General features: G+C 74.1%; 24 protein-coding genes. 6 read left to right on the forward strand and 18 right to left on the reverse strand.

Annotated elements, in window-relative coordinates:
* Positions 1-1,305, reverse strand: coding sequence for an extracellular solute-binding protein (locus tag BJ968_RS04375; RefSeq protein ID WP_179749545.1), 1,305 nt, complete (start codon positions 1,303-1,305; stop codon positions 1-3).
* A 394-nt stretch (positions 1,306-1,699) separates the two neighbouring features.
* On the opposite strand from BJ968_RS04375, the gene BJ968_RS04380 reads away from it, so the two are divergent.
* Positions 1,700-2,767 carry a substrate-binding domain-containing protein gene (locus tag BJ968_RS04380; protein ID WP_179749547.1) on the forward strand — a complete coding sequence of 356 codons (1,068 nt, stop codon included), beginning with the start codon at positions 1,700-1,702 and terminating at the stop codon, positions 2,765-2,767.
* Positions 2,768-2,783: 16 nt separating this feature from the next.
* Here BJ968_RS04380 and sufU read toward each other — a convergent pair whose 3' ends face one another.
* The 6 genes from sufU to BJ968_RS26325 all read right to left on the reverse strand — a co-directional run bounded on the left by sufU (position 2,784) and on the right by BJ968_RS26325 (position 7,985).
* On the reverse strand, positions 2,784-3,212 hold the full coding sequence (gene sufU, locus BJ968_RS04385; RefSeq protein ID WP_179749549.1) for a Fe-S cluster assembly sulfur transfer protein SufU: 429 nt from the start codon (positions 3,210-3,212) through the stop codon (positions 2,784-2,786).
* 13 nt (positions 3,213-3,225) lie between these two features.
* Positions 3,226-4,560: a SufS family cysteine desulfurase gene (locus BJ968_RS04390; RefSeq protein ID WP_179749551.1), complete on the reverse strand. Its 1,335-nt coding sequence runs from the start codon at positions 4,558-4,560 to the stop codon at positions 3,226-3,228.
* Positions 4,557-5,342 carry a DUF1684 domain-containing protein gene (locus BJ968_RS26320; protein ID WP_179749553.1) on the reverse strand — a complete coding sequence of 262 codons (786 nt, stop codon included), beginning with the start codon at positions 5,340-5,342 and terminating at the stop codon, positions 4,557-4,559. The genes BJ968_RS04390 and BJ968_RS26320 overlap by 4 nt, the downstream gene beginning before the upstream one ends.
* A gap of 10 nt (positions 5,343-5,352) precedes the next feature.
* Positions 5,353-6,705 (reverse strand): NtaA/DmoA family FMN-dependent monooxygenase, encoded by a 1,353-nt coding sequence (locus tag BJ968_RS04400; protein WP_179749555.1) that lies wholly within the window; start codon positions 6,703-6,705, stop codon positions 5,353-5,355.
* Entirely contained in the window at positions 6,702-7,799 is a 1,098-nt protein-coding gene (locus tag BJ968_RS04405; protein WP_218884784.1) for an LLM class flavin-dependent oxidoreductase, read from the reverse strand. The genes BJ968_RS04400 and BJ968_RS04405 overlap by 4 nt, the downstream gene beginning before the upstream one ends.
* A 93-nt stretch (positions 7,800-7,892) precedes the next feature.
* Positions 7,893-7,985, reverse strand: coding sequence for a putative leader peptide (locus BJ968_RS26325; protein ID WP_343077804.1), 93 nt, complete (start codon positions 7,983-7,985; stop codon positions 7,893-7,895).
* Between the two features lie 88 nt (positions 7,986-8,073).
* Here BJ968_RS26325 and acs point away from each other — a divergent pair, with 88 nt between their 5' ends.
* Positions 8,074-10,020: an acetate--CoA ligase gene (acs, locus tag BJ968_RS04410; RefSeq protein ID WP_179749557.1), complete on the forward strand. Its 1,947-nt coding sequence runs from the start codon at positions 8,074-8,076 to the stop codon at positions 10,018-10,020.
* Between the two features lie 129 nt (positions 10,021-10,149).
* Here acs and BJ968_RS04415 read toward each other — a convergent pair whose 3' ends face one another.
* From BJ968_RS04415 to BJ968_RS04435, 5 genes are all read right to left on the reverse strand, one after another.
* Positions 10,150-11,280: an NAD(P)/FAD-dependent oxidoreductase gene (locus BJ968_RS04415; protein ID WP_179749559.1), complete on the reverse strand. Its 1,131-nt coding sequence runs from the start codon at positions 11,278-11,280 to the stop codon at positions 10,150-10,152.
* 53 nt (positions 11,281-11,333) lie between these two features.
* Positions 11,334-12,359, reverse strand: coding sequence for a Gfo/Idh/MocA family protein (locus tag BJ968_RS04420; protein WP_179749561.1), 1,026 nt, complete (start codon positions 12,357-12,359; stop codon positions 11,334-11,336).
* Positions 12,356-13,069: an amino acid ABC transporter ATP-binding protein gene (locus BJ968_RS04425; RefSeq protein ID WP_211298452.1), complete on the reverse strand. Its 714-nt coding sequence runs from the start codon at positions 13,067-13,069 to the stop codon at positions 12,356-12,358. The genes BJ968_RS04420 and BJ968_RS04425 overlap by 4 nt, the downstream gene beginning before the upstream one ends.
* Positions 13,070-13,182: 113 nt before the next feature.
* The gene (locus BJ968_RS04430) at positions 13,183-13,974 is read right to left on the reverse strand and encodes an ABC transporter permease subunit (protein ID WP_179749563.1); all 792 of its coding nucleotides are present in this window, start codon (positions 13,972-13,974) and stop codon (positions 13,183-13,185) included.
* A 13-nt stretch (positions 13,975-13,987) separates the two neighbouring features.
* Positions 13,988-14,860 (reverse strand): ABC transporter substrate-binding protein, encoded by an 873-nt coding sequence (locus BJ968_RS04435; protein ID WP_179749565.1) that lies wholly within the window; start codon positions 14,858-14,860, stop codon positions 13,988-13,990.
* Positions 14,861-15,037: 177 nt separating this feature from the next.
* Between BJ968_RS04435 and BJ968_RS04440 the strand changes: the two genes are divergently transcribed.
* Entirely contained in the window at positions 15,038-16,159 is a 1,122-nt protein-coding gene (locus BJ968_RS04440) for a LacI family DNA-binding transcriptional regulator (protein ID WP_179749568.1), read from the forward strand.
* An 18-nt stretch (positions 16,160-16,177) separates the two neighbouring features.
* On the opposite strand, the gene BJ968_RS04445 is transcribed toward BJ968_RS04440, so the two are convergent.
* Together BJ968_RS04445 and ndk are read right to left on the reverse strand one after the other, a co-directional pair.
* Entirely contained in the window at positions 16,178-16,594 is a 417-nt protein-coding gene (locus tag BJ968_RS04445; RefSeq protein WP_218885476.1) for a VOC family protein, read from the reverse strand.
* A 95-nt stretch (positions 16,595-16,689) separates the two neighbouring features.
* Positions 16,690-17,121: a nucleoside-diphosphate kinase gene (gene ndk, locus BJ968_RS04450; RefSeq protein WP_179749573.1), complete on the reverse strand. Its 432-nt coding sequence runs from the start codon at positions 17,119-17,121 to the stop codon at positions 16,690-16,692.
* Positions 17,122-17,161: 40 nt separating this feature from the next.
* Between ndk and BJ968_RS04455 the strand changes: the two genes are divergently transcribed.
* The 3 genes from BJ968_RS04455 to BJ968_RS04465 all read left to right on the forward strand — a co-directional run bounded on the left by BJ968_RS04455 (position 17,162) and on the right by BJ968_RS04465 (position 19,706).
* The gene (locus tag BJ968_RS04455; RefSeq protein ID WP_179749576.1) at positions 17,162-17,410 is read left to right on the forward strand and encodes a hypothetical protein; all 249 of its coding nucleotides are present in this window, start codon (positions 17,162-17,164) and stop codon (positions 17,408-17,410) included.
* 135 nt (positions 17,411-17,545) lie between these two features.
* Entirely contained in the window at positions 17,546-19,012 is a 1,467-nt protein-coding gene (locus tag BJ968_RS04460) for a sugar porter family MFS transporter (protein WP_179749578.1), read from the forward strand.
* A gap of 19 nt (positions 19,013-19,031) precedes the next feature.
* Entirely contained in the window at positions 19,032-19,706 is a 675-nt protein-coding gene (locus tag BJ968_RS04465; RefSeq protein ID WP_179749580.1) for a maleylpyruvate isomerase N-terminal domain-containing protein, read from the forward strand.
* A 1-nt stretch (position 19,707) separates the two neighbouring features.
* On the opposite strand, the gene BJ968_RS04470 is transcribed toward BJ968_RS04465, so the two are convergent.
* The 4 genes from BJ968_RS04470 to ileS are packed head-to-tail and all read right to left on the reverse strand — an operon-like array spanning position 19,708 to position 25,214.
* Complete coding sequence (locus BJ968_RS04470) at positions 19,708-20,034, reverse strand: hypothetical protein (protein ID WP_179749582.1); 327 nt, start codon at positions 20,032-20,034, stop codon at positions 19,708-19,710.
* A 52-nt stretch (positions 20,035-20,086) separates the two neighbouring features.
* Positions 20,087-20,452 carry a DUF4233 domain-containing protein gene (locus tag BJ968_RS04475; RefSeq protein WP_179749584.1) on the reverse strand — a complete coding sequence of 122 codons (366 nt, stop codon included), beginning with the start codon at positions 20,450-20,452 and terminating at the stop codon, positions 20,087-20,089.
* Positions 20,449-21,999, reverse strand: a complete 1,551-nt coding sequence (locus BJ968_RS04480) for a bifunctional folylpolyglutamate synthase/dihydrofolate synthase (RefSeq protein WP_343077806.1) — start codon at positions 21,997-21,999, stop codon at positions 20,449-20,451. Before BJ968_RS04480 ends, BJ968_RS04475 begins: the two co-directional genes overlap by 4 nt.
* Positions 21,996-25,214, reverse strand: a complete 3,219-nt coding sequence (gene ileS, locus BJ968_RS04485) for an isoleucine--tRNA ligase (protein WP_179749586.1) — start codon at positions 25,212-25,214, stop codon at positions 21,996-21,998. Before ileS ends, BJ968_RS04480 begins: the two co-directional genes overlap by 4 nt.
* Positions 25,215-25,363 lie beyond the last annotated feature (149 nt).

The following is a 25,363-nucleotide window of genomic DNA, read 5'->3' on the forward strand; positions in this document are numbered from 1 at the left end:
TCAGATCTTCCGGGCCTGGACCACGGCCGCCTCGATGGCCTTGGCCGCCTGCGCCGGGGTCGCGGAACCGTTGATCACCGAGACGACGCCGTTGGTGACCGAGTCGAGCGTCCCCTTGCCGAACATGATGTGCGGGGCGCCCTCGCCGTCGAGCAGCCAGGACGTCATGGTCTTGATGTCCGAGCTGGTGACCCCGTCGGCGGCCGCCTTCGTGCTGGGCATGGAGAAGGTGTCGTTCATCATCTTCAGGTACCGCTGCGGGTCGTAGAGGTACTTGAGGAAGTCGACGGCGGCGTCCTGGTTCTTCGAGCCGGAGCTGACCGCCCAGGTGTAGCCGGCCTGGTTGGCGCACCAGTGCTTGCCGCCCGGCTGCACGGTCGGCGTCTTGGCGATGCCGTACTGGGTGAGGAACTCCGGCGGCGCGGTGGTCTGCAGGGACGGCGGGAAGAACGACCCGGTGAACAGCATCGCGGCCTTGCCGCTGGTGAACGTGCTGTTCGCGGTGTCGCTGTCGGTGGCCAGGACCCCGGAGGAGAACACCCCGGCGTCGGTCAGCTGCTTGACGATCGTCAGCGCCTGCACGACCGGTTCGCTGTCCCAGCTGACGCCCTTCTCCTCGTGGGTGTCGAGGTCCAGCACGACCTGGGGGTCGTCGGTGATCTGCGTGATGATCGGCAGCATGAAGTCGGACAGCTGGTTCGAGGGGTTGCCCTGGATGGACATGGGGACCAGGCCGGCGGCGTTGATCTGCGGGGCCATGGCCGCCAGGTCGTCCCAGGTCTCGGGGGGCGTGAGCCCCAGCTGCGCCATGATCGTCGTGTTGTGGAACAGGCCGAAGGTCTGGGCGGCCCAGCCGACGGCGTACTGGCCGTCCTGGTAGACGTTCTCCTCGTTGGTGGAGGGGAAGAACCCCTCGAGGAAGTCCGCGCCGAGGGCCTTGCGCAGGTCGACGGTGCGCTCGGCCTGGGCCAGCGCCAGCGTGGAGACCAGCGGCATGAAGATGTCGCCCTCCTCCTTGGCCGCCAGCGCGGCCTGCAGCGAGGGGGCGTAGTTGGCGAAGCTCCAGTAGCGGGGCTTCACGGTGACGTTCGGGTGCAGCTGGTGGTACTCGTCGGCGGCGGCGGCGAAGGCGTCCTCGAACTCCGAGGCCCAGGTCCACAGGCCGAGGGTGACGTCCCCTCCCCCGCCGGCGCTGTCGTTCGAGCCGCAGGCCGCCAGGGCGGGGGCGGCGCCCGCGGCGGCGCCCAGCGCCAGGACGCTGCGGCGGGTGAGGCGGGTGCGGGGGGCGGCCGGGGTCTCGTGCACGGGGTCCTCCATCGGAGTGGGGTGCCCGGCACGTCCACGTGCCGGGCCGGGCACCGGCGGTGCGAGCCGGTGCGTGCTGGATGGGGCGGGCTGAGTCGGACGGATCGGGTCACCGTCGCGGGACTGCGGCGTCTTCGCAAAGTTTCGCAAGTCCGGCGAGACCCGACGCTAGACCTGGCCCGCCGAAACCGTCAAGGGGGCAACTCCCCCTCCGAAATCAGTGGGAAGACAGCGACAAGAGGCCTTTCGCAACCTATGCTCAGGTTTCGCAAAGCAGGGATCGCCGTCCTCCCGAACACGGGGCAGGACGGCTCGCGCCGGTCCCCGGCCCACCGGCGGGCTGGGATGATCCCCGCAGGGGGCACCCGGCTCCCGCAGCGCCCGAGGGGGTTCCGTGACCGATGCAGCAGGGCGCCGACGCCCCACGCTGAGCGCCATCGCCTCGGCGGCGGGGGTGTCCGCGGCGACCGTGTCCAAGGTGCTCAACGGGCGCGACGACGTGGGTGCGCAGACGCGCGCGCACGTCCAGCGCCTGCTGGCCGAGCACGACTACCTGCCGGCCACCCGGCAGCGGCCGGCGAGGAACGGACCCGCCGGGCCGCACCGCACGATCGGCCTGATCTTCGACGACTTCATGAGCCCCTACGCCACCGAGCTCATCCGCGGCGTCACCGACGCCGGTGCGGCCGCCGACGCGGACGTCGTCGTCGGCCGCTTCTCGGACGGCTCCTCCGGCACCGACGGCGCGGCGTGGGCCCAGCGGCTGCTGCGGGCCGGCCGCGACGGGGTCCTCGTGGTGACCTCCGACCTCACGGCCCAGCAGACGTCGGGCTTCTCCGAGGTCGGCCTGCCGCTGGTCGTCGTCGACCCCGTGCACACGCCGCAGGCCAGCGTGGCCAGCGTCGGGGCCACGAACTGGACCGGCGGCCTGAGCGCCACCGAGCACCTCATCGGGCTGGGCCACCGCCGCATCGCCCACCTGGGCGGGCCCGCGCGCGCCGCGATCAGCCAGGCCCGGCTGCACGGCTACCGGGCGGCCATGGAGAACGCCGGGCTGCCCGTCGACCCCCGGCTGGTCGTCGACGGCGGGTTCGGGTTCGAGGCGGGCCTGGAGCTGGCCACCGGCCTGCTGGCCGCCGACGACCCGCCCACGGCGGTCTTCGCCGTCACCGACGTGTGCGCCTTCGGGGTCGTGCAGGCCGCCCACCGGCGCGGGCTGCGGGTGCCCGAGGACCTGTCGGTGGTGGGTTTCGACAACACCTACCTGGCGCCGTGGGTCACCCCGGCCCTGACGACCGTCCACACGCCGCTGCAGGACATGGGCCGCTACGCCCTGCAGATGCTGCTGCGCCTGGTCGACGGCGAGACCGTCGAGCCGCACCACGTCGAGCTGGCCACCGAGCTCGTCGTGCGCGACTCCAGCGGGCCGCCCCCCGCGCGCGTCCCGGCCGCGGCGGGCTGAGGCCCGGCGCCGGGGTTCAGGCCGGGGCGGTCCGCAGCAGCGCGTCGGCCAGCGCCGACCAGCTCAGCAGGGCGCACTTCACGCGCGCGGGGTACTTCGCGACGCCCGCGAAGGCGACGGCGTCCCCGAGCACCTCCTCGTCGCCGGGGTCCTCACCGCGGCTGGTGAGCATGTGCTGCACCGCATCGCGCAGGTCGCCGACCTCCGGGACGGACCGGCCGACGACGAGGTCGTGCAGCACCGACGCCGACGCGCGGCTGATGGAGCACCCCAGCGCGTCGTAGGAGACGTCGGTGACCGACCCGCCGTCGACCCGGACCCGCAACGTGATCTCGTCACCGCACGTGGGGTTCACGTGGTGCGACTGCGCGCCGAACGGTGCGCGCAGCCCCTCGCCGTGCGGGCGCTTGGAGTGCTCGATGATCAACTGCTGGTACAGGTCCACGCCGTTCAGGCTCTCACGCGAACAGGGCGCGGACGCGGTGCAGACCGCGCAGCACGGCGTCGACGTCGGAGGGCTGGTTGTAGGGGCCGAAGCTCACCCGGGTCGTGGCCGCGACCCCGAAGCGGCGGTGCAGCGGCCACGCGCAGTGGTGCCCGACGCGGACCGCGACGCCCTCGTCGTCGAGCAGCTGGCCGACGTCGTGGGCGTGGACGTCGTCGACCGTGAAGGACACCAGCCCCACGCGGTCGGTGGCCTCCAGGGGCCCCAGGACCCGCACCCACGGCAGCTGCGCCAGCTCGGCGAGCAGCAGTTCCGTCAGCGACCGCTCGTGGGCCTCGACGCGGGCCATGCCCGTGCCGTCGGGCCCGAGCCCGCGCAGGTAGTCGACGGCGGCGTGCAGCCCCACGGCCTGCGCCGTCATCGGGACACCGGCCTCGAACTTCTGCGGCGCCGGCGCGAACGTCGAGCGCTCCATCCGGACGAGCTCGATCATCGAGCCGCCCGTGAGGAACGGCGGCATCGCGTCGAGGAGCTCCGAGCGCCCCCACAGGACGCCGATGCCCGACGGGCCGAGCATCTTGTGCCCGGAGAACGCGGCGAGGTCGACGCCGAGGGCGGGCAGGTCGACGGGCAGGTGCGGCACGGACTGGCACGCGTCGAGGACGACGAGCGCCCCGACGGCCTTCGCCGCGGCCACGACCGCCTCGACGGGGGCGATCCCGCCCAGGACGTTGGAGGCGTGGGCGAAGGCGACGACCTTCGTGCGGTCGGTGACGAGCGCGGGCAGCGTCGACAGGTCCAGGACGCCGGAGTCGGTGACGGGGACCCACCGCAGGACCGCGCCGGTGCGCGCGCACAGCTCCTGCCACGGCACGAGGTTGGCGTGGTGCTCGGCCTCGGTGACCAGGACCTCGTCGCCCTCGGCCAGGACGAACCGCGGGTCGACGACCTGGCCGCCGGGGGCCGAGCCCCGGGCGGCGTAGGCGGTGGTCGTGCTGAAGGCGTGCGCGACGAGGTTGAGCGACTCGGTGGCGTTCTTCGTGAACACGACCTCCTGCGCCGGGGCGCCCACGAACGCGGCGATCGCGGCGCGGGCGGCCTCGAAGTCGTCGGTCGCCTCCTCCGCGAGCTGGTGCGCGCCGCGGTGGACCGCCGCGTTGCGCTGCGTGTAGAAGGCCCGCTCGGCGTCGAGGACGGCGAGCGGCTTCTGCGAGGTCGCCCCCGAGTCCAGGTACACCAGCGGCTTCCCCGAGCGCGTCGAGCGCCCCAGGATGGGGAAGTCGGCGCGCAGGGCGGCGAGCTCGACGTCGGAGAAACCGGCGAGGACGGCGGGGTCGGCAGGGGTCAACGGGGGTCCTTCTCCCCCGCGGCCACGGGGACGGTCAGCCGGTTCTCGGCGGGCGGGATCGGGCAGGTGGCGTGGTCGGTGAAGGCGCACGGCAGGTTCTGCGTGCGGTTGAGGTCCAGGACGAAGCGCCCGGGGGTCTCGGGGACCTTCACCGACCGGGTCGTGCCGGTCGTCGTGACGCCGCTGGTGGCGTCCGTGAACAGCACGGTACCGCCGCGGAAGACGGTGAGCTGCTGCGGGCCGTCGAGCTCGAACCGCACGACGCCGACGGCCTCGTAGTGGTGCTCCAGCCCGTCCTTGACCGCACCCACCACGGCGGCGCGGGAGGACTCGAACGGCTCGAACTCGGCGTCCAGGACGTAGTCGTCGGAGAAGTCGAAGACCGGCACGCCCGTGAAGGCGGCCAGCGCGGGGGCCTGCGGGTCGCGCACGCGCAGGGCGTGCGACCCGGTGCGCTGGATGACCTCCACGCGCAGGTCGCCGACCTCGACGAGCCTGCCGGGCGCGCCCTCGACGGTCGGGACCGTCACGGTGCCCTCGACGGGGGAACCCTCCACGACGACCCCGTCGGCCGCGGCGGCGGTCACGACGACACCACCGGGGACCGACCCCCAGGTGCCCGGGAGGCCCTCGACGGGAGCGGGGTCCCCCACGAGCCAGTGCAGGCTGGTCAGGCTCAGCCAGCCGTGGGGCTTGGACAGCTCGGCGGTGCGCGCGGCGCGCCAGGCGTCGAACTCGGCGCGGGCGGTCTCCCGGGCGGTGGTGCCGGTCGTGGTGGTCACGGTGTTCCCCTCAGGCGGTGGCGCGGACGGACGGGACGGCGTGCGGGTGGGACAGGCCGAGGTGGTCGCGCAGCGTCTGCCCGGTGTACTCGGTGCGGTAGCTGCCGCGTTCCTGCAGCAGCGGGACGACCTTCTCGACGAACTCGTCGAGGCCGGTCGGGGTGAGGTGCGGGACGAGGATGAACCCGTCGCAGGCGTCGGCCTGCACGTAGGCGTCGATCTCGGCGGCGACCTGCCCGGGCGTCCCGACGAACTGCTGGCGGCCGGTGACCTCCACGACGAGCTCGCGCGCGTTCCAGCCGTTGGCCTCGGCCAGCTGCCGCCAGGTGCGGGCGGTCTCGCGCGGGTCCTTCGTCATGCGGGTGCGGCCCTGGGCGATGTCGGAGGCGACCTCGGGCTCGAAGTCCGGCAGCGGGCCGGAGGGGTCGAAACCGGTGAGGTCCCGGCCCCAGACCTGCTCCAGGAACGCGACGGCCTGCTCGGGCCCGACCTGCAGGAACCGGATCTCCCGGGCGTTCTCCTTCGCCTCCTCCAGCGTGTCGCCCAGGACGAACGTCGCCCCCGGCAGGATCCGCAGGTCGTCCCCGGAGCGGCCGTTGCGCACGGCCCGCGAGCGCATGTCGGCGGTGAACGCGACACCGGCCTCCAGGGTCCCGTGCATGGTGAAGATGGCGTCGGCGTACGTGGCGCCGAACTCGCGGCCGGCGTCGGAGTCGCCGGCCTGGAACAGCACGGGGTGCCCCTGCGGGCTGCGCGGCAGCAGACCCGGGCCGCGCACGTCGAACTGCGGGCCGTGGTGCTCGACCTCGCCGATCCCGCGCGCGAACACCCCCGTCGTGGGGTCGGCGACGAGGGCGTCGGCGCCCCAGGAGTCCCAGAACGCCCGGGCCACGTCGAGCACCTCGCGGGCGCGCACGTAGCGGTCGGCGTGGGCGAGGTACCCGCCGCGGCGGAAGTTCTCGCCCGTGAACGCGTCGGAGCTGGTGACGACGTTCCACGCCGCCCGGCCCCCGGAGAGGTGATCCAGGGAGGCGAACTGCCGGGCGACCTCGGCGGCCTCGTTGAACGTGGCGTTGATGGTGCCGGCCAGCCCCAGGTGCGTCGTGACCGAGGCGAGGGAGTTCAGCACCGTGAGGGTGTCGGGGCGGCCCACGACGTCCAGGTCGTGGATCTTCCCGCGCTGCTCGCGCAGCCGCAGCCCCTCGGCGAGGAAGAAGAAGTCCATGAGCCCGCGCTCGGCGGTGCGGGCCAGGTGCTCGAAGGAGGAGAAGTCGACCTGGCTGCCGGCGCGGGGGTCGCGCCAGACGGTGGTGTTGTTGACGCCGGGGAAGTGGGCCCCGAGGTGGACCTGGCGCTTGCTCATCGGGTGCCTCCCACGGCGTAGCGGCTGGCGGGTCGGGTCAGGCCGAAGCGGTCGCGCAGGGTGGTGCCCGCCGCCGGCGGGCGACCCAGGTGCGGGACGACGTCGGAGGCGACGAGCTCGAGGGTGGCGGGCAGGTCCAGCGGGACGAGGACGGCGCCGTCGAGGCCCGCGGGCAGGTCGTGCAGCAGCTCCACCAGCGACGCCGGGGTCCCCACGTGGCGCAGCGTGCGGGGCCCGTGGCCGGGGCTCAGCTCGTCGAGGTGGGCCGCGACCTCCTGCGCCTGCGAGGCGTCGCGGCGCAGCAGCACCTCGACGTCGAGCAGGGTCGTGGTCCCCAGGCGGGCCGCCCGCCGGGCCGCGACCGTCGCGTCGGGGGCCTCCAGCCGGGCGAGGTCGGCGTGGGCGGCGGCGACGGCCAGCGAGGGCTCGTCGCGCACGGGGACCACGACGAGCGGCTGGCCCTGCGGGGAGCGCGGGGTGATCGAGGGCCCCTTGACGGAGAAGTGCTCGCCGGTGAAGTCGACGTAGTGCAGCTTGTCGCGGTCGACGAACCGGCCCGTGGCCAGGTCCTTGACGACGGCGTCGTCCTCCCAGGAGTCCCACAGCAGCCGGACGACGTCGACGGTCTCGGCGGCCTCGGCCCACAGCTCCTGCGCCGGGGCGGCCGCCTTGCGGCCGAACAGGTCCGCCTCGGCGGGCGTGGCCGAGACCTCGACCTGCCAGCCCGCGCGCCCGCGGCTGGTGAAGTCCAGCGTCGCGACCGCCTTCTGGGTGTGGAACGGCTCGGTGTGGGTGGTCGTCACCACCGGGACCAGGCCGGTCCGCCGGGTCAGCGGCGCGAGGTTGGCCGCGACCGCGACGGCGTCGAGGCGCCCGCGCTGGTCCCGCTCGTCGGCCGAGCCCAGGCGGAAGGAGTCCGGCACGACGAGCAGGTCGAGGTCGGCGGCGTCGACGGTGGCGGCCAGGCGGCGCCAGTGGGCGGCGGTGAACAGCTCGGCGGGGCGGGCGCCGGGCAGCCGCCAGGCGGCGGGGTGGCGACCGGCGGCGTCGAGCTCGACGCCCAGGCGCACGGGGTGGCGCAGCGGTTCGGACACGGGTGGGACCCCCTCGGGGCGCTCAGGACCTGCCGGGTCGCACGGTGCAGCGCCCGGTGGCGCCGGGGTGTTCCCGGCGCGGGAGATCGAGGGTCAGCGACAGACCGCGGAGCGCGTGCGGCAGAGGTCCACGTGGCGACGCTGCACGGCGAAGAACGAGCGGGCGCTCGTACCGGTGGTCTCCACGGGGGCAGGCTACGGCGCGGCTACCCTGGCGACCAAGCCGGCCGCTGGCCGGTCGCTCCCCACCCCCCAGCCCGTGAGGACGCCGCCTGTGACCACCACGCCCGACGAGCTCGTCTTCGCCCCCTCGCCGGAGTTCACCGCCCAGGCCAACGTCGGCGCCGGTGAGCACGCCCGCGCCGCGGCCGACCCGGAGGCGTTCTGGGCCGAGCAGGCCCGCCGGCTGCAGTGGGACGAGCCGTTCCACACCGTCTTCGACGGCTCGACGCTGCCGACGGCGCAGTGGTTCACCGGCGGCAGGCTCAACGTCGCGGTCAACTGCGTCGACCGGCACGTCGCGGCCGGGCGCGGGGACAAGGTGGCGCTGCACTGGGAGGGCGAGCCGGGCGACTCCCGCACGATCACCTACGCGCAGCTGCAGGACGAGGTCTGCCGCCTGGCCAACGCCCTGGAGGAGCTGGGCGTCGGGCACGGCGACCGGGTCGTGCTCTACCTGCCCGTGCTGCCCGAGACGATCGTCGCGACCATGGCCTGCGCGCGCATCGGCGCCGTCGTCTCGCTGGTCTTCGGCGGCTTCTCGGCCGAGGCGCTGCGGTTCCGCGTCGAGGACACCGGGGCGAAGCTGCTGATCTGCACCGACGGGCAGTTCCGGCGGGGCACGGCCGTCGCGGTGAAGGGCGCCGCGGACGCCGCCGTGGAGGGGCTGTCCCACGTCGAGCACGTCCTGGTCCTGCGCCGCACGGGCGAGCAGACCCCGGACGTGCCCTGGACGCCGGGCCGCGACGTGTGGTGGCACGAGCTGGTCGACCGCCAGCCCGTCGAGCACACCGCCCCGAGCTTCGACGCCGAGAACCCGCTGTTCATCATCTACACGTCCGGCACGACCGGCAGGCCCAAGGGCCTGGTCCACACCAGCGGCGGGTACCTGACCCACACGTCGTGGTCGCACTGGGCCGTGTTCGACGTCAAGGACGACGACGTCTACTGGTGCCAGGCGGACCTGGCGTGGGTGACGGCGCACTCGTACGAGATGTACGGGCCGCTGTCCAACGGCGTGACGCAGGTGATCTACGAGGGGTCCCCGCTGACCCCCCACCCGGGCCGGCACTTCGAGGTCATCGAGAAGTACGGCGTGACGATCTACTACACGGCCCCGACCCTGGTGCGGACGTTCATGAAGCACGGGCCGGAACTGCCCGCCCGCTTCGACCTGTCCTCGCTGCGGCTGCTGGGGTCGGTGGGTGAGGCCATCAACCCCGAGGCGTGGTTGTGGCTGCACCGCAACGTCGGCGGCGGGCGCTGCCCCATCGTGGACACCTGGTGGCAGTCCGAGACCGGCGCCGCCGTCGTCGCGCCCCTGCCCGGGGTCACGCCCCTGAAACCGGGGTCGGGGACGGTCCCGCTGCCGGGGTTGTCGGCGACCGTCGTGGACGAGGCCGGGAACGAGACGGCACCGGGTGAGACGGGCGTCATCGTCATCACCAAGCCCTGGCCCGGCATGGCGCGGACGGTGTGGCGCGACCACGCGCGCTTCGTGAAGAGCTACTGGGAACCGTACGCGGCGCAGGGCTACTACCTGGCCGGGGACGCCGCGACGAAGGACGCCGACGGGTACATCTGGATCGGCGGCCGGATCGACGACGTGCTGAACGTCTCCGGGCACCGCCTGTCCAGCATCGAGCTGGAGTCGGCGCTGGTCTCCCACCCGCGGGTCGCCGAGGCCGCCGTCGTCGGCGCCCCGGACGACACCACGGGCCAGCGGATCGTCGCGTTCGTCATCACGCGCGGCGAGGGGACCGACGGGGACCTCGCCGAGGAGCTGCGCGCGCACGTCGCGCACCAGATCGGGCCGGTGGCCAAACCCCGTGACGTCGTCGTCGTGCCGGACCTGCCCAAGACCCGGTCGGGCAAGATCATGCGCCGGCTGATGGCCGACCTGACCGCCGGCCGCGGCGGCGGCGACGTCACGTCGCTGCAGGACGAGACGGCGCTGGCCGCGGTCGAGACGGCCTGGGCGCAGTACGTGGGCTCCCGCTGACTCCCTGACCCCTCCCGGCGCGGCCCCGCCCCACCCCCTCCGTGATCGAGCACTCCTGTCCACAAGTGCTTGATCACGGAGGGGGTGGGGCGGACCCGGGGTCAGGGGGCGGGGTTCAGGAGTCGGGGGTCAGGAGGCGGCGAAGCGGCCGGGGCGGAAGGCCGCCAGCAGCGGGTTCGGCTGCCCGGTGAGGACCTCGCGGGCGGTGAACTCGCCCAGGACCAGGCCCAGGGTGGCGCCGCTGTGGGTGAACAGGACGTGCAGGCCCGCCACGCCGTCCACGGCCCCGGCGACGGGCTCGCCGTCGCCCGGGATGGGCTTGCGGCCCACGCCGTAGCCGTCGAGCGCCAGCTGCGGGTTCCCGGCCAGGACGGCCGAGGCCTCGGCCAGCAGGCCCTCCAGCGTGCTGTCCTTGACCTCGTAGTCGCCCTCGCCGTGGATCACGACCTCCTCCTCCGACCACGCCGAGTCCAGCACCAGCACCCCGCCGGGGGCCGGGCGCACCGCGACGCGGGGGGTGTTCAGGACCGCGCGCAGCGCCACCTCGACGGGCTTGGTGCGCAGCAGCAGCGAGACCGGGGAGTCGTCGGGGACGCTGAGGCCGAGCTCGGCCAGGTCGCGCGGGACCCACGGGCCGGTGGCCAGCACGACGGCGTCGGCGGCGAAGGTGGCCCCCGAGTCCGTCGTGACGCCGGTGACGCGGCCGCCCTCGACGACGGGGTGGGCGCGGCCGGTGCCGGTGTGCAGGCGGCCGCCGGCGGCGTCGAACTCCTCCAGGAGCACCCCGGCGGCCAGCGGCAGGTCCACCCAGCCCTCACCGGGGTTGAAGACCGCGCCCTCGGCGGCCACGGCGGACGGGTCGACGCCGGGGGTCCAGGCGGCGACCTCGTCGGGGGCCAGCCAGAGCGAGTCGTAGCCGATGGCGAGCTCGTGGGCGTGCCGGTCGCGGTGGCTCTCCCCCGGCGCCGCCCACGTCAGGCCGCCGTCGAAGCGCACGCCCTGCGCCACGTCCGCGCGGCCGGCGCGGCGGGCGGCGAAGGTGTGCCAGCGGTCGATGCCGACGGTGCGCAGCAGGTGGTAGGCGTCGCTGCGGGCCCCGGCGGAGTTCAGCCAGGACAGCGACCGGCCGCTGGCCCCGGAGGCGACGTCGGCCTCGGTGACGAGGTCGACCGACGCCCCGGCGCGGGCCAGGTGGGCGGCCGTGGAGGCGCCGAGGATGCCGGCGCCGACGACGACGACCCGGGCGGTGGAGGTGCTCATGGTTCTCTCTTCCGATCGTGGAGCGGGGTTGGCGGGGTTCGGCGGGTGCGGGCTCAGGCGGCCGCGCGGACCCGGTCCAGGACGTCCAGGACGGCGACGGCGTCGGCGGCCTCGACCGGCAGCGGTCCGCCGCGCAGCAGGGCGCCGGCCAGCCCGCGGTAGAAGGCGGCGTAGTCACCGGGTGCCACCGGGACCTCGGCCGGGGCGTCGACGGTCCCGCCGCGGGCCGGGGCGGTGCGCACCCCGTACCCGGCCGACCCGGGGCCGAGCCCGGCGGCCAGCTGCGCCTCCTGCGGGTCCAGGCCGTCGACGGCGAAGGCGCCGCGCTCGCCCAGCACGTGGAACCGCGGGCCCGGCAGCGCGGCGACGGCACTCATCCACAGGTGCGAGCGGACCCCGCTGCGGTGGTGCAGGGCGACGAAGGCGTCGTCCTCGGGGCCGGGGCCGGGGCGGCGCCGGTCGAGCTCGGCGGTGACGGAGTCGACGGGGCCGAACAGCTGCAGGGCCTGGTCGACGAGGTGGGTGCCGAGGTCGGCGAGGATCCCGCCGCCGTCGGCGACGGGGGCATCCATCTTCCACGCCTTGCCGCCGGCCGGTTCCCACCACGTGAAGCGCGAGGCGAAGCGGTGCACCCGTCCCAGGGTGCCCTCGGCGAGCAGCCGGCGCAGGGTCAGGAAGTCCCCGTCCCAGCGGCGGTTCTGGAACACCGTCAACGGGGTGCGGGTGGCGGCGGCCACGTCGAGCAGCTTGCGCGCGCCGGCCGCGTCGACGGCCAGCGGCTTGTCGACGACCGTCGCCAGCCCGGCCTGGAGCGTGCGGGTGGCCAGGTCGACGTGGGTGGCCGGCGGGGAGGCGACGACGAGGTCGAGCTCGTCGCGGCGGGCCAGGACCTCCCCGGGCGAGGTGACCACGGCCACCCCGGGCAGCGCCGCGCGGGCGGCGGCCGCGCGGGCGGGGTCGCGGGTGACGACGACGTCGACGGTGAACTCGGGGTCGGCGGCCAGCAGCGGGCCGTGGAACACCGCCCCGGCGGTGCCCCAGCCGACGACGGCGGTGCGCAGGGGGCGCGGGGCGCTCACAGGACCTCCGCCAGGAAGCGGCGCAGGCGCTCGCTGCGGGGCTGCTCGAACAGCTGCGCGGGCGGGCCGGCCTCGACGACGCGGCCCTCGTCCATGAAGACGACCTGGTCGGCGACGCGGCGGGCGAACCCCATCTCGTGGGTCACGACGACCATCGTCATGCCCTGCCGGCCCAGGGTCGCCATGAGGTTCAGGACGCCCTTGACCAGTTCGGGGTCCAGGGCGCTGGTCACCTCGTCGAAGAGCATGACCTCGGGGTCCATGGCCAGCGCGCGGGCGATGGCGACGCGCTGCTGCTGGCCGCCGGACAGGTCCCGGGGCCGGTGGTCGGTGCGCTCGGCCAGCCCCACCTCGGCGAGGCGGGCGTGGGCGCGGCGCAGGGCCTCGGCCCGCGGGACGCCCGCGACGGTGCGGGGGGCGAGCGCGACGTTCTCCAGCGCGGTGTGGTCGGGGAAGAGGTTGAAGTGCTGGAACACCATGCCGATGCGCCGGCGCAGCCGGTCGGGGTGCTGGCCCCGGGTGCTGGTGCCGGCGAGCAGGACGTCGCCGCCGCTGGGTTCGTGCAGCCGGTTGATCCCGCGCAGCAGGGTCGACTTGCCCGAGCCGGAGGGGCCGATGACGCAGGTGGTGCTGCCGGCGGGGACGGAGAACGTCACCCCGCGCACGACCTCGACGGGGCCGTAGGACAGCCGGACGTCCCGCAGGTCCAGGGCGGACCCGGCGTAGGCGGGTGCGGGCGCGACGGCCTCCTGCACGACGGTTCCTCCGGCGGTGGGGTCCTCGGCGGTGGGGTTCTGGGCGGTGGGGTTCTCGGCGGTGGATCTCACAGGCTGCTCCCGCGGGGTCCGGCGGGCGCGGAGGGCGCGAGTTCGGCGACCTCGTCGAGCCCGCTCTTGGGCGGTGTGGGGACGCGGCGGCCGGTGCGGAACCGGGCGTCGACGACGTTGACCACGTGGGTCAGCGGAACGGTGACGACGAGGTAGAACACCCCGGCCAGCACCAGCGGGGACAGGTTCCCGGACAGCACGGCGGCGTCCTGCCCGACGCGGAACAGTTCGCGCTCGGAGGTCAGCAGCCCCAGGAAGTACACGAGGCTGGAGTCCTTGACGATGGCGATGAACTGGTTCACCAGGGCCGGCAGCACCCGCCGCACCCCCTGCGGGACGACGACGAGCCGCATGGCGCGGCCGTAGCTCATGCCCAGTGCGCGGCAGGCCTCCAGCTGGCCGCGGTCGACGGCCTGGATGCCGGCGCGGAAGATCTCCCCGAGGTAGGCGCTGGAGATGAGGGCCAGGGCGATGATGCCCAGCGGGTAGGGCGAGGGCCCGAACACCGACTGGCTGAACCGGGCGAAACCCTGGCCGATGAGCAGGATGGTGAGGATGGCCGGCAGGCCGCGGAACACGTCGGTGTAGATGCGGGCCGGCACGCGCAGCCAGCGCGACGTCGAGATCCCCATGAGGGCCACGACCATCGCGAGCACGGTGCCGATGACGGTGGCGGCCAGCGAGATGACCAGGGTGTTCCTCAGGCCGGTGGCGAGCAGCTGCGGCAGGACCGCCAGCATCGCCTGACCGTCCAGGAACGTCCGGGAGATGGTCTCGAACCAGGTCACGACGTCGCTCCCGTCAGGACGCCGCGGGCGTGCCGGAGGGGCTGGGTGTCCCGGTCCGCTCGGCGCTGGGCAGGTACTGCTCGGGCATCGGCGAGCCGGGGAACCACTTCTCGTACAGCCGCTTCCAGGTGCCGTCCTCCATGGCCGCGTGCAGGTTCTCGTCCAGCGCGTCGCGCAGGGCGGTCTTGCCCTTGGCGATGGCGAACCCGGCGGGGGCGTCGAAGCTGGGGATGTCCTCGGCGTCGACGAGGCCGAACTGCTGCACGTAGGACTTCGCGGCCTCGTAGTCGAGGAAGTGCGCGTCGACGCTGCCGCCGTTGAGGGCGGAGACGGCGGCGTTGTTGTCCGGGAACCGGACGAGGTCGGCGTCGGGGAAGTTCTTGGCGGCGTAGGCGTCCTGCAGGGTGCCCTGGACGACGCCGAGGCGCTTGCCGGCCAGCGACGCCGCCGAGGTGACGCCGGAGGTGGGCGTGGTGAGGACGGTGAGGTAGCCGGCGAGGTAGCCGTCGCTGAAGTCGACGGTCTGCCTGCGCTGGTCGGTGATGCCGATGGCGGCCACGCCGGCGTCGAACTGGCCGTTGGCCACGCCGGGCAGGATGGCGGTGAAGTCCTGGCCGGTGAAGGTGACGTCGGTGATGCCCATGCGCCGGGCGACGTCGCGGAACAGCTCGACGTCGAACCCGGTGAACTCCCCCTGGGCGTCGGTGAACGTGTAGGGCTTGGCGTCGCCGATGCTGGCCACCCGCAGCGTGCCCGGCTGGATGAGGCCGTAGGGGTCCTCCTGCGGGGAGGAGGTCGTCCCGGAGGAGCTGCAGGCGCCGACGGCGAGCCCCGCCGCGGTGAGCGCGGCGGCGAGGACGGCCCGGCGGGTCGTGTGGCGTGTCATGGGTCAGCCGTTCCGTGAGAAGGGTGGGGGAGCATTGAGACCGGTCTCAAACATCCGCGTATGAGACCGGTCTCAATGGCGGAACTCCGGTAACGTAAAGGGCGCGCCGACCACCGGTCAACCCCTGGCGTTTCCACCGTGTTAAGACTTTCCCGTGCCCAGCGCCCCAGGACGACGATGACCGAGCCCGCCTCCCGCCGCCGGGAGCCGACCACCGCCGACGTGGCCCGCCGGGCCGGTGTCGCCAAGGCGACCGCCGCGCGCGCCCTCGGCGGCTACGGCTCGGTGAGCCCGGAGGTGCGCGACCGCGTCACCGCCGCCGCCCGCGCCCTGGGGTACCGGCCCAACGAGCTGGCCCGCAGCATGGGCACCGGCCGCTCGCGGACCATCGGCCTGGTCGTGGGCGACATCGAGAACAGCTACTTCGGGCTGGCCACCCGCGCGATCTCCGAGGTCGCGCACGCCGCCGGGTACGAGGTGGTGCTCGTCAACACCGCCGAGCGCCACGCCGACGAGGCCGACGCGGTGCGGCTGCTGCTCGACAAGCGCGTCGACGGGCTCGTCGTCGTCCCGGCCGCCTCCTTCGAGGCCGCCCACCTGCGCGCGGCCTGCGCCACCGGGCGCCCCGTGGTCCTGCTGGACCGCCGCCGCGAGGACGTCCCGGCCCTGTCGGTGGGGGTCGACGTCGTCCCGGCGGTGCGGGAGCTGACCGGGGCGCTGCTGGCCGCCGGGCACACCCGCGTCGCCTACCTGACCTCGCTGGAGCCGGAGTTCGACCACCCCGACCTGGAGCTGGTCAGCTCCCCCATCGCCGACCGCCTGCGCGGGATGCGCCTGGCCTTCGCCGACGCCGGGGTCCCCTTCCCCGCCGACCTGACCCTCTTCGGGGCCCACTCCCCCGCCGCCACGGCCGCGCTGGTGGACCGGGCCCTGGACGGCCCGGACCCGGCGACGGCCGTCGTGTCCTCCGACGCCGTCATCGCCCTGGACGTCCTGACCCGGCTGCGCGAGCGCGGTGAGGACCTGCCGGGCCGGGTGTCCTTCGCCAGCTTCGACGACGCGCCGTGGGCCCCGCTGGTGGACCCGGCCGTGACCGCCGTGCGCCAGCCCATCGAGCAGGTGGGGGCCGAGTGCGCCCGGCTGCTGCTGGAGCAGGTCCAGCACCCCGGCACCGGCCGGGACAGCGGTCCGGGTGCCTCCGGGGACGGGGAGGGCGCTGGGCCGGCGCGCGTGCGGTCCTTCCCCGCGCACGTCGTGCACCGGGCCTCCATCGGCCCGGGCCCGCGGGCCCGCCGCTGACGGGCGGGCCCGCGCGGCTCAGGCGGGCTCGCCGATCCCGCCGGCCGCGGCCGCCGCCTCGACGTCCATCCAGCTGGTCTCCCAGACGTGGCCGTCGGGGTCGAGGAAGCTCGTGCCGTACATCCAGCCCAGGTCCATCGTCGGCGCGTACTCCCCGCCACCGTGGGCCAGGGCCGCGGCCTTGAGCGCGTCGCACTCGGCCCGGTCGGCGCACGACAGCGCGACCATGACCTCGTTCGTGCCCTTCGGCGCGGCCTGGCTGTGCAGGAACTGCTGCCACTTGGACGGTTCGTGCACGAGGACGACGATGTTCTCCTCCACCACGACGCAGGCCGTGGTCTCGTCCTCGAACTGCGGGTTCAGCGTGAACCCGAGGGCCGTGAAGAAGGTCTTGCTGACCTCCTTGTCGGCCACCGGCAGGTTGATGAAGACCATGCGCACGACGAGCTCCCCGGTCGCTCACGGGCCGGCGCTCCGACGCTCCGGCCCTCCTGCCCCTACCGACCGCCGGGACCGCGGGAACTGATCGGTCAGAGACCGGGGAACCACAGGCCGATCTCGCGCGCGGCCGACTCCGGGGAGTCCGAGCCGTGCACGAGGTTCTGCTGCACCTTCAGGCCCCAGTCGCGGCCCAGGTCCCCGCGGATCGTGCCGGGGGCCGCCGTCGTCGGGTCGGTCGTGCCGGCCAGGGACCGGAAGCCCTCGATGACGCGGTGGCCCTCGACCACGGCGGCCAGCACGGGCCCGGACAGCATGAACTCCACGAGCGGCTCGTAGAACGGCTTGCCCTCGTGCTCGGCGTAGTGGCCGGCGAGCAGCTCGCGCGTCGCCGAGCGCAGCTCGAGCGCCACGAGGGTGTAGCCCTTGGCCTCGATGCGCCGCAGCACCTCACCGGAGAGGTTGCGGCGCACGCCGTCGGGCTTGACCAGGACGAGGGTCCGCTGGACGTTGGTGTCAGTCACGGGGCCGACCCTAGCGGGACGGGTCCGGCAGGATGGCCCCGTGCGCCACGACCGCGAGGACACCGCCGCCCAGGAGGACGCGCTGCGCCGCGCCCGCGAGGAGGCCGCCGCGGTGCTGGCCGAGCTGGCCACCGAGGCGCGCTCGCTGTCCAGGGCCTACGCCGGGCGCACCGCGCGCCTGCCGGACGGCTCGGCCCTGGCCGGGCTCGTCGACGCCGCCCGGCGCGCCGAGGAGGCCGTCGACCTGGCCGCGCACGACCTCGCCACGGCGCGTGGCGAGGACGCCTGAGCCCACCCGCCCCCCTTCCGCGGGCAGGGTGGCCCGGTCAGGGTCAGGTGCTCGGGGTGCGGTGATCGCGGCACGAGCGGACCATCGGGTACGGGCTCCGGCACCGGGGCACCACCGCACCAGCAGGAGGGCCCGATGAGCTCGGAGAGAGCACACGACCAGGCGCACGACGCCGAGGACGAGAAGCGCACCACGACGAAGGTGGTGCTCATCTCGATCGTCGCCGCCATCGGCGGGTTCCTCTTCGGGTTCGACACCTCCGTCGTCAACGGCGCGGTCGACGCCGTCACCGACCAGTTCGCCCTGTCCAAGGGGCTGTCCGGGTTCGCGGTCTCCTGCGCCCTGCTCGGCGCGGCCGTCGGGGCGTGGTTCGCCGGGCGCATCGCCGACCGCTTCGGGCGCAAGGCCGTCATGGTCGTCGGCGGCGCCCTCTTCGCGATCGGGGCCGTCGGGTCGGCGTTCGCCTTCAGCGTCTGGGACCTCATCTTGTGGCGCGTGGTCGGCGGCGTGGGCGTCGGGGTGGCCTCGGTCATCGCCCCCACCTACATCGCCGAGGTGGCCCCGGCCTACATCCGCGGCCGCCTCGCCTCCCTGCAGCAGCTGGCCATCACCATCGGCATCTTCGCCGCGCTGCTGTCGGACGCCTTCATCGCCAACACGGCCGGCAGCGCCGCCAACACCACCTGGCTGGGCTGGGAGGCGTGGCGGTGGATGTTCGTCGTGGGCGTCGTCCCGTCGGTGATCTGGGCGCTGCTGGCCCTGCAGGTCCCCGAGTCCCCCCGCTACCTCATCGCCAAGGGGCAGACCCAGCGCGCCGGTGAGGTGCTGCGCGAGGTCCTCGGCACCCGCAGCCTGGAGGCGGCGCAGCGCAAGGTCACCGAGATCCGCAACTCGATGCGCCGCGAGCACGACCCGAGCCTGCGCGACCTGCGCGGGCCCCGGTTCGGGCTGCTGCCCGTCGTCTGGGTCGGGATCCTGCTGTCGGTCCTGCAGCAGGGCGTCGGCATCAACGTGATCTTCTACTACTCCACGACGCTGTGGCAGGCCGTCGGCTTCCAGGAGTCCGACGCGTTCACGACGTCGGTCATCACGTCGGTCACCAACGTCGTCGTCACCTTCATCGCCATCGCCACCGTCGACCGGATCGGGCGCAAGCCCCTCCTCACCGTCGGGTCGGCGGGCATGTTCGTGTCCCTGCTCGTCATGGCCGTCGCGTTCTCCCAGGCCGGCGGCACCACCGAGAACCCCTCGCTGCCCGCCCCGTGGGGCCCCATCGCCGTCGTCGCGGCGAACGTGTACGTCATCTCCTTCGGCGCCACCTGGGGCCCGGTGGTGTGGGTGCTGCTGGGCGAGATGTTCCCGAACAAGATCCGCGCCGCGGGCCTGGCGGTGGCCGCCGCCGCGCAGTGGCTGGCCAACTTCGCCATCTCCACGAGCTTCCCGGCGCTGGCCGGGATCGGCCTGCAGTTCGCCTACGGCCTGTACGCGCTCATCGCGCTGCTGTCGTTCGTCTTCGTCCGCAAGGCCGTGCGCGAGACCAAGGGCCGGGAGCTGGAGGACATGGACGAGGAGTCCCCGGCCACCAGCGGAGGCCAGGCCTGAGGACGGGACGGGACCGGCCGTGACCCTGCACCTGACCCACGAGGAGGGCCGCACGGCCCTGGCCGACGAGCTCGCGTCCTGGTCGGTGCTCCTGGGCGCCGACCAGGACCTCGACGCCCCCAGCCGGTGCGCGGGGTGGTCGTGCGCCCACGTGCTGGTCCACGTCCACCTGGGGCTGCACGAGGTGGCGCTGGCCCTGCTGGACGTCGAGGCCGCCGATGCCCCCGGCGCCGCGACGGTCGACGCCGCCGGGTACTGGACCGGCTACCCCGCCACGACCGACGCCCAGCGCCAGACCCAGCTGCTCGACGGGTTCGCCCGCGCCTACCCCGACGCCGCGACGCTGACGGCCCACCTCGCCGAGACCGTCGCGGCGCTGGGCCGCGGCCTGGGCCGGACACCGGCGGGCCGGGTGGGGTTCCAGGGCCAGGTCCTGTCCACCGGGGACTTCCTCGGCAGCTGGGCCGTGGAGCTCGCCGTCCACCACCTCGACCTGGACCTCGTCGCCGCTCCCCCGGCCGCGTCGGCGCTGCGGGTGGCGCGCCGCACCGTCGAGGACCTCGCCGGCGGTGCGGTGCCGGCGGACTGGGACGACGCGACGGTCGTCCTGGCCGGCACCGGCCGGGTGGCCCTGACCGGGGAGGTGGCGGCGCAGCACCCCGCGCTGGCGGCCCGGTTCCCGGTGCTGCGCTGACTCAGCCGGTCACGACGTGGGCCCGCACGGTGCCCTCGGCGACCCACCCCTTCGTCTCGGCGTAGGCGAGCATCCCCTCGAACTGCTCGTCCCACCCGGCGTCGGCCCCCTCGGCGTGCGCGGTCTCGCGCAGCCAGGCCACGGACACCCGCACGTGGGCGGCGGTCACGTCCTCGCCCTGCGCGTCCAGCTCCCCCACCGACCCCAGCACGGCGGACAGGTCCGAGACGGTCGTCCCGGCGGGGACGGCGACGTCGAACGCCGTGAACACGTCACGGTCGAGCAGTTCGGCCGGCTGGGCGGCGCTGGGGTCGACGGCGATGCGCACGGGTCCTCCTCGGGGTCGGGACCCCATCATCGCGGGCGCGGCGCCCGCGACGTCAGGACCCCTCCGCCAGCCGCCGCGCCACCTCGGCCTTCTCCCGGTCGACGCGGCCGCCGATGCGCAGGGCGAAGAACCAGATGACGGCGAAGCCCAGGCCGATGACGAACATGATGGGCACCACGAACCCGCCGGCGACCAGCAGCACCTGCACGAGCCAGCCCAGGGCGTACCCCACCCGCGAGCGCAGGGTCCCCGCCGCCACCAGGCACAGCAGGAGCAGGGCGCCGCCCGCGGCGAGGTAGCCGGCGTGCCGGTCCTGCATCGGGACCAGCCCGTAGGCCACCAGCGTCGCGAAGAACACCAGCAGGGCCTCGCAGGTCAGCGTCGTGGCGGCGAACAGCCGCCTGGTGCTGCGCTTCACCGCCCGTCCTTCCCCAGCAGCGCCCGGGCGTCCCCGGCCAGCACCACCGACCCGGCGACGAGGACGCCGGCCCCGGAGCCGCCGATGCCCCCGCCGACACCGGCCTCGGCCTCGGCGAGGTCCACGGCCGTGGCGATGGCCTCGTCGAGCCGGTCGACGACGTGCACGCGGTCCTCGCCGAACACGTCCTCGGCCAGCTCGCCCAGCTCGGACGGTTCCATGCCCCGCGGGGAGCTGGAGCGGGTCACGACGACCTCGGCCAGGACGGGTTCGAGGGCGTGCAGCACCCCCTCGACGTCCTTGTCGCCCATGACGGCGACGACCCCCACGAGGCGGCTGAGCGTGAAGGCCTCCGCGATGGCCGCCGCGAGGGCCTGCGCGCCGGCGGGGTTGTGCGCGGCGTCGGCCAGGATCAGCGGGGAGGTCCGCAGGACCTCCAGCCGTCCGGGGGAGGTGACGTCGGCGAAGGCGGCCTCGACCAGCCCCGGCGGCAGGGTGCCGCCGGGCAGGGCCAGCAGCGCCTCGGCCGCCGACAGGGCCGTGGCGGCGTTCTCGGCCTGGTGCGCCCCGTGCAGGGGCAGGAACACGTCGGCGTACAGGCCGCCGCGCGTGCGCAGCGAGACCTGCTGCCCGCCCACGGCCAGGGCCCGCTCCTCCACGCCGAAGTCCAGGCCCTCGCGCACGACGGTGACGCGCTCGGCGGCGGCCTTGGCCAGCAGCACGCCGCCGGCCTCCTCGGTCTGCCGGCCGAGCACGACGGTGGCCCCGTGCTTGATGATCCCGGCCTTCTGCGCGGCGATCTCCTCGATCGTCGAGCCCAGCCAGGCCTCGTGGTCCATCGAGACGGGCGTGACGACGGCGACGTCGGGCTGCACGACGTTCGTCGTGTCCCACGTCCCGCCCAGGCCCGTCTCGACGACGGCGACGTCGACGGGGGCGTCGGCGAACGCGGCGAAGGCCATGAGGGTGAGCACCTCGAAGAAGCTCAGCCGCGGTTCCCCGCGCTCGGCGGCGCGGGCGTCGACGATCGTCACGACGGGCTCGACGTCGTCCCAGGCCCGCACGAAGGCCGCGTGGGTGATGGGTTCGCCGTCGATGGAGATGCGCTCGGTGATGTCCACCAGGTGCGGGCTGGTGAACCGGCCGGTGCGCAGGTCGTGCTCGCGGACCAGCCGTTCCACCATGCGCGCGGTCGACGTCTTGCCGTTGGTGCCGGCCAGGTGCACGACGCGGTAGGCCAGCTGCGGGTCGCCCAGCAGCCCGCACGCCTCGCGCACCCGGTCCAGCGTCGGGTGGATCCGGTGCTCGGGGTTGCGGCCCAGGATCTGCTCGACGACCCCGGCGAACCGGTCGTCCTCCTCCTGCACGGGCCCGGCGGGCACGAGCCGGCCCGTGGCGTCCACGCGCGGGGAGCGGCGGTCCTGCGGCACGCGGCCGCGGCGCAGGCCGTCGGTGCCGAAGGCCTCGCCGGTGTCGTCGGTGCCGTCCCCGACCGGCCCCAGCAGTTCCTCCAGCTCGGCGTCGAAGGGGTCCCTCGGGTCGCTCACCGGTCCACCTCCACGACCTTCTCCACCGCGACGCGCACCTCGTGCCCCTCGACCGACCCGACGAGGGTCGCCTCGCCGGCGTCCAGCGCGTCGGCCGACCCGCTGGACCCGAACTGCTGGGCCAGCGTCTCGGTCACGACGAGGTCCTGGTGCGCCACGAGCGCCTCCCAGACGGGGCCGTCGGCCGCGACCGTGAGCCGGATGCGGTCCGAGACGTGCAGCCCGGCCTCGCGGCGGGCCTGCTGGACGAGGCGGACCACGTCGCGGGCGACGCCCTCGGCCGCCAGTTCCGGCGTGACGGTCGTGTCGAGGACGACGAAACCGCCGCCGTCCAGCGCGGACGTCGCCAGGCCCGTGTCCGTGCCCTCGACGACGGTCGACAGCTCGTACTCGCCCTCGACGAGCTCGATGCCGCCGGCCACGACGGTGCCGTCGGGGCGTTCCTCCCAGTCCCCGCTCTTGGACCCCTTGATGGCCTGCTGGACGTTCCTGCCCAGCCGGGGCCCGGCGGCCCGGGCGTTGACGGTGAGCTTGGCGACGACGCCGTGCTCCACGGCCGCCTCCAGGGGGCCCAGCGTGACGGACCGGACGTTCACCTCGTCCGCGACGAGCTGCGTGAACGGTTCCAGGGCGGCCGGGTCCGCGACGAGGACCTCGACCTCGCGCAGCGGCAGCCGGACGCGCAGCCCGTTGGCCTTGCGCAGCGCCAGCACGCTGGAGCAGGTGGCGCGGACCTCGTCCATGGCCGCGACGAGGGCGTGGTCGGCGGGCAGGTCGAGGGCGTCGGGCCAGTCGGTCAGGTGGACCGAGCGGCCACCGGTGAGCGTCCGCCAGATCTCCTCGCTGACCAGCGGCAGCAGCGGCGCGAGCATGCGCGTCGTCGTCTCCAGCACCGTGTACAGGGTGTCGAAGGCGTCCTTCGCCCGCTCGGACTCCCCGTCCCAGAACGCCGAGCGCGAGCGCCGGACGTACCAGTTGGTGAGGGAGTCCAAGAACTGCCGGGCGCTCTCGCAGGCCCCGGCGATGTCGTAGGCGTCGAGCTGCTCGGTGACCGTCACGACGGTGTCGTGCAGCTTGGCCAGGACGTACCGGTCCAGGACGTCGGGCGAGCTCGTGCGCCAGCGCGGGGTGTGGCTGGAGGAGCCGGCGTACAGCTGGAAGAACTGGAAGGTGTTCCACAGCGGCAGCAGCACCTGGCGCACGGACTCGCGGATGCCCTGCTCGGTGACGATGAGGTTCCCGCCGCGCAGGACCGGCGAGCTCATGAGGAACCAGCGCATGGCGTCGGAGCCGTCGCGGTCGAGGACCTCGGAGACGTCGGGGTAGTTGCGCAGGGACTTGCTCATCTTGCGGCCGTCGTCGCCGAGCAGGATGCCGTGCGAGACGGCCGTGCGGAACGCGGGCCGGTCGAACAGCGCCGTGGCCAGGACGTGCAGGGTGTAGAACCAGCCGCGGGTCTGCCCGATGTACTCGACGATGAAGTCGCCCGGGTAGTGCGACTCGAACCACTCGGTGTTCTCGAACGGGTAGTGCACCTGGGCGAACGGCATCGAGCCGGACTCGAACCAGCAGTCGAGGACCTCCGGGACCCGGCGCATGGTCGACTTCCCGGTCGGGTCGTCGGGGTTGGGCCGGGTGAGCTCGTCGACGTGCGGGCGGTGCAGGTCGGCCGGGCGGACGCCGAAGTCGCGTTCGAGGTCGTCCAGGGAGCCGTACACGTCGACGCGCGGGTAGGTGGGGTCGTCCGACACCCACACCGGGATGGGGCTGCCCCAGTAGCGGTTCCGGCTGATCGACCAGTCCCGGGCGCCTTCGAGCCACTTGCCGAAGGAGCCGTGCTGGACGTGCTCGGGGACCCAGGTGATCTGCTCGTTGAGCTCGACCATGCGCTCGCGGATCGCGGTGACCTTGACGAACCAGCTGGAGACGGCGCGGTAGATGAGGGCGTTGCCGCAGCGCCAGCAGTGCGGGTAGGAGTGGTCGTAGGTCTCCAGCCGCAGCAGCACGGCACCGCTGGGGAGACCGTTCTTCAGGGCGCGGCCGATCTCCTTGTTGGCGTCGAAGACGTGCATCCCGGCGAAGTCGGTGACCTCGGCCGTGAAGGTGCCGTTGGAGGCGACGGGCACGACGGGGACGATCCCGGCGGCGTCGGTGACGAGCTTGTCGTCCTCGCCGAAGGCGGGCGCGATGTGGACCACGCCGGTGCCGGAGTCGGTCGTGACGTAGTCGGCGGCGAGGACCTGGTGGGCGTTCTCGCGGCCGGCGAAGTACGGGAACGGCGGGGTGTAGGTGCGGCCCAGCAGGTCCGCGCCCCGGTGGCGGGTCAGGACCTGCGGGTCCTCGCCGAGCTCGCGGGCGTAGTGCCCGACGCGCTCGGCGGCGAGCAGGAACCTGCGTCCCTCGTGCTCGCCGGTGCCGGCGACGACGACGTACTCCAGGTCCGGGTGCACGGCCATCGCGAGGTTGCTGGGCAGCGTCCAGGGCGTCGTGGTCCAGATGAGCCCCAGGACGCCGTCGAGGTCGTCACCGGCGTCGGTGAACCGGAACCCGACGGTGACGGCGGGGTCCTGCCGGTTGCGGTAGACGTCGTCCAGGCGGGTCTCGGAGTTGCTCAGGGGCGTCTCGCAGCGCCAGCAGTAGGCCAGGACGCGGAACCCCTCGTAGACCAGGCCCTTGTCCCACAGCGTCTTGAAGGCCCACATGACCGACTCCATGTAGTCGGTGTCGAGGGTCTTGTAGTCGTTGTCGAAGTCGACCCAGCGGGCCTGGCGGGTGACGTACGCCTCCCACTCCTTCGTGTACCGCAGCACCGAGGTGCGGCAGGCGTCGTTGAAGGCGGCGACGCCGAGCGCGTCGATCTCGGACTTGTGGGTGATCCCGAGCTGCTTCTCGGCCTCGACCTCGGCGGGCAGGCCGTGGGTGTCCCAGCCGAACCGGCGCTCGACCTGGTACCCGCGCATGGTCTTGTAGCGCGGGACGAGGTCCTTGACGTACCCGGTGAGCAGGTGGCCGTAGTGCGGCAGCCCGTTGGCGAAGGGCGGGCCGTCGTAGAAGACGAACTCCCCGGCCGCGGACCCCTCGCGGGCCCGCACGCTGGCGCGGAACGTGTCGTCGGCCGCCCAGGAGTCGAGGACGCGCTGCTCGATCTCGGGGAAGCTGGGGCTGCCGGTGGTCTCCGCCCCGGTCGGCGGGGCTTCCGTGACGTCCTCGGACACCGTGTCTCCTCGACTGAACCGCTCCAGCCGCGAGGACGACGCCGCCGGGGCCGGCGGTGCCGCGGTACCACCCCGCTTGCCACCCGCGCCGCGGGTGACCTCTCTCGTCCGGCGTGCTCACGCGGGCCGGACCCGCCCGGTTCTAGTGG

It is taken from the genome of Kineococcus aurantiacus (assembly GCF_013409345.1).
Taxonomy (GTDB): domain Bacteria; phylum Actinomycetota; class Actinomycetes; order Actinomycetales; family Kineococcaceae; genus Kineococcus; species Kineococcus aurantiacus.

Coding starts and splice junctions, on each gene's coding strand:
- BJ968_RS04435 (WP_179749565.1), bottom strand. CDS start 14,860: ATGACACGCCACACGACCCGCCGGGCCGTCCTCGCCGCCGCGCTCACC.
- BJ968_RS04445 (WP_218885476.1), bottom strand. CDS start 16,594: ATGGTCTTCATCAACCTGCCGGTGGCCGACAAGGAGGTCAGCAAGACC.
- BJ968_RS04400 (WP_179749555.1), bottom strand. CDS start 6,705: ATGAGCAAGCGCCAGGTCCACCTCGGGGCCCACTTCCCCGGCGTCAAC.
- BJ968_RS04440 (WP_179749568.1), top strand. CDS start 15,038: ATGACCGAGCCCGCCTCCCGCCGCCGGGAGCCGACCACCGCCGACGTG.
- BJ968_RS04460 (WP_179749578.1), top strand. CDS start 17,546: ATGAGCTCGGAGAGAGCACACGACCAGGCGCACGACGCCGAGGACGAG.
- BJ968_RS04415 (WP_179749559.1), bottom strand. CDS start 11,280: ATGAGCACCTCCACCGCCCGGGTCGTCGTCGTCGGCGCCGGCATCCTC.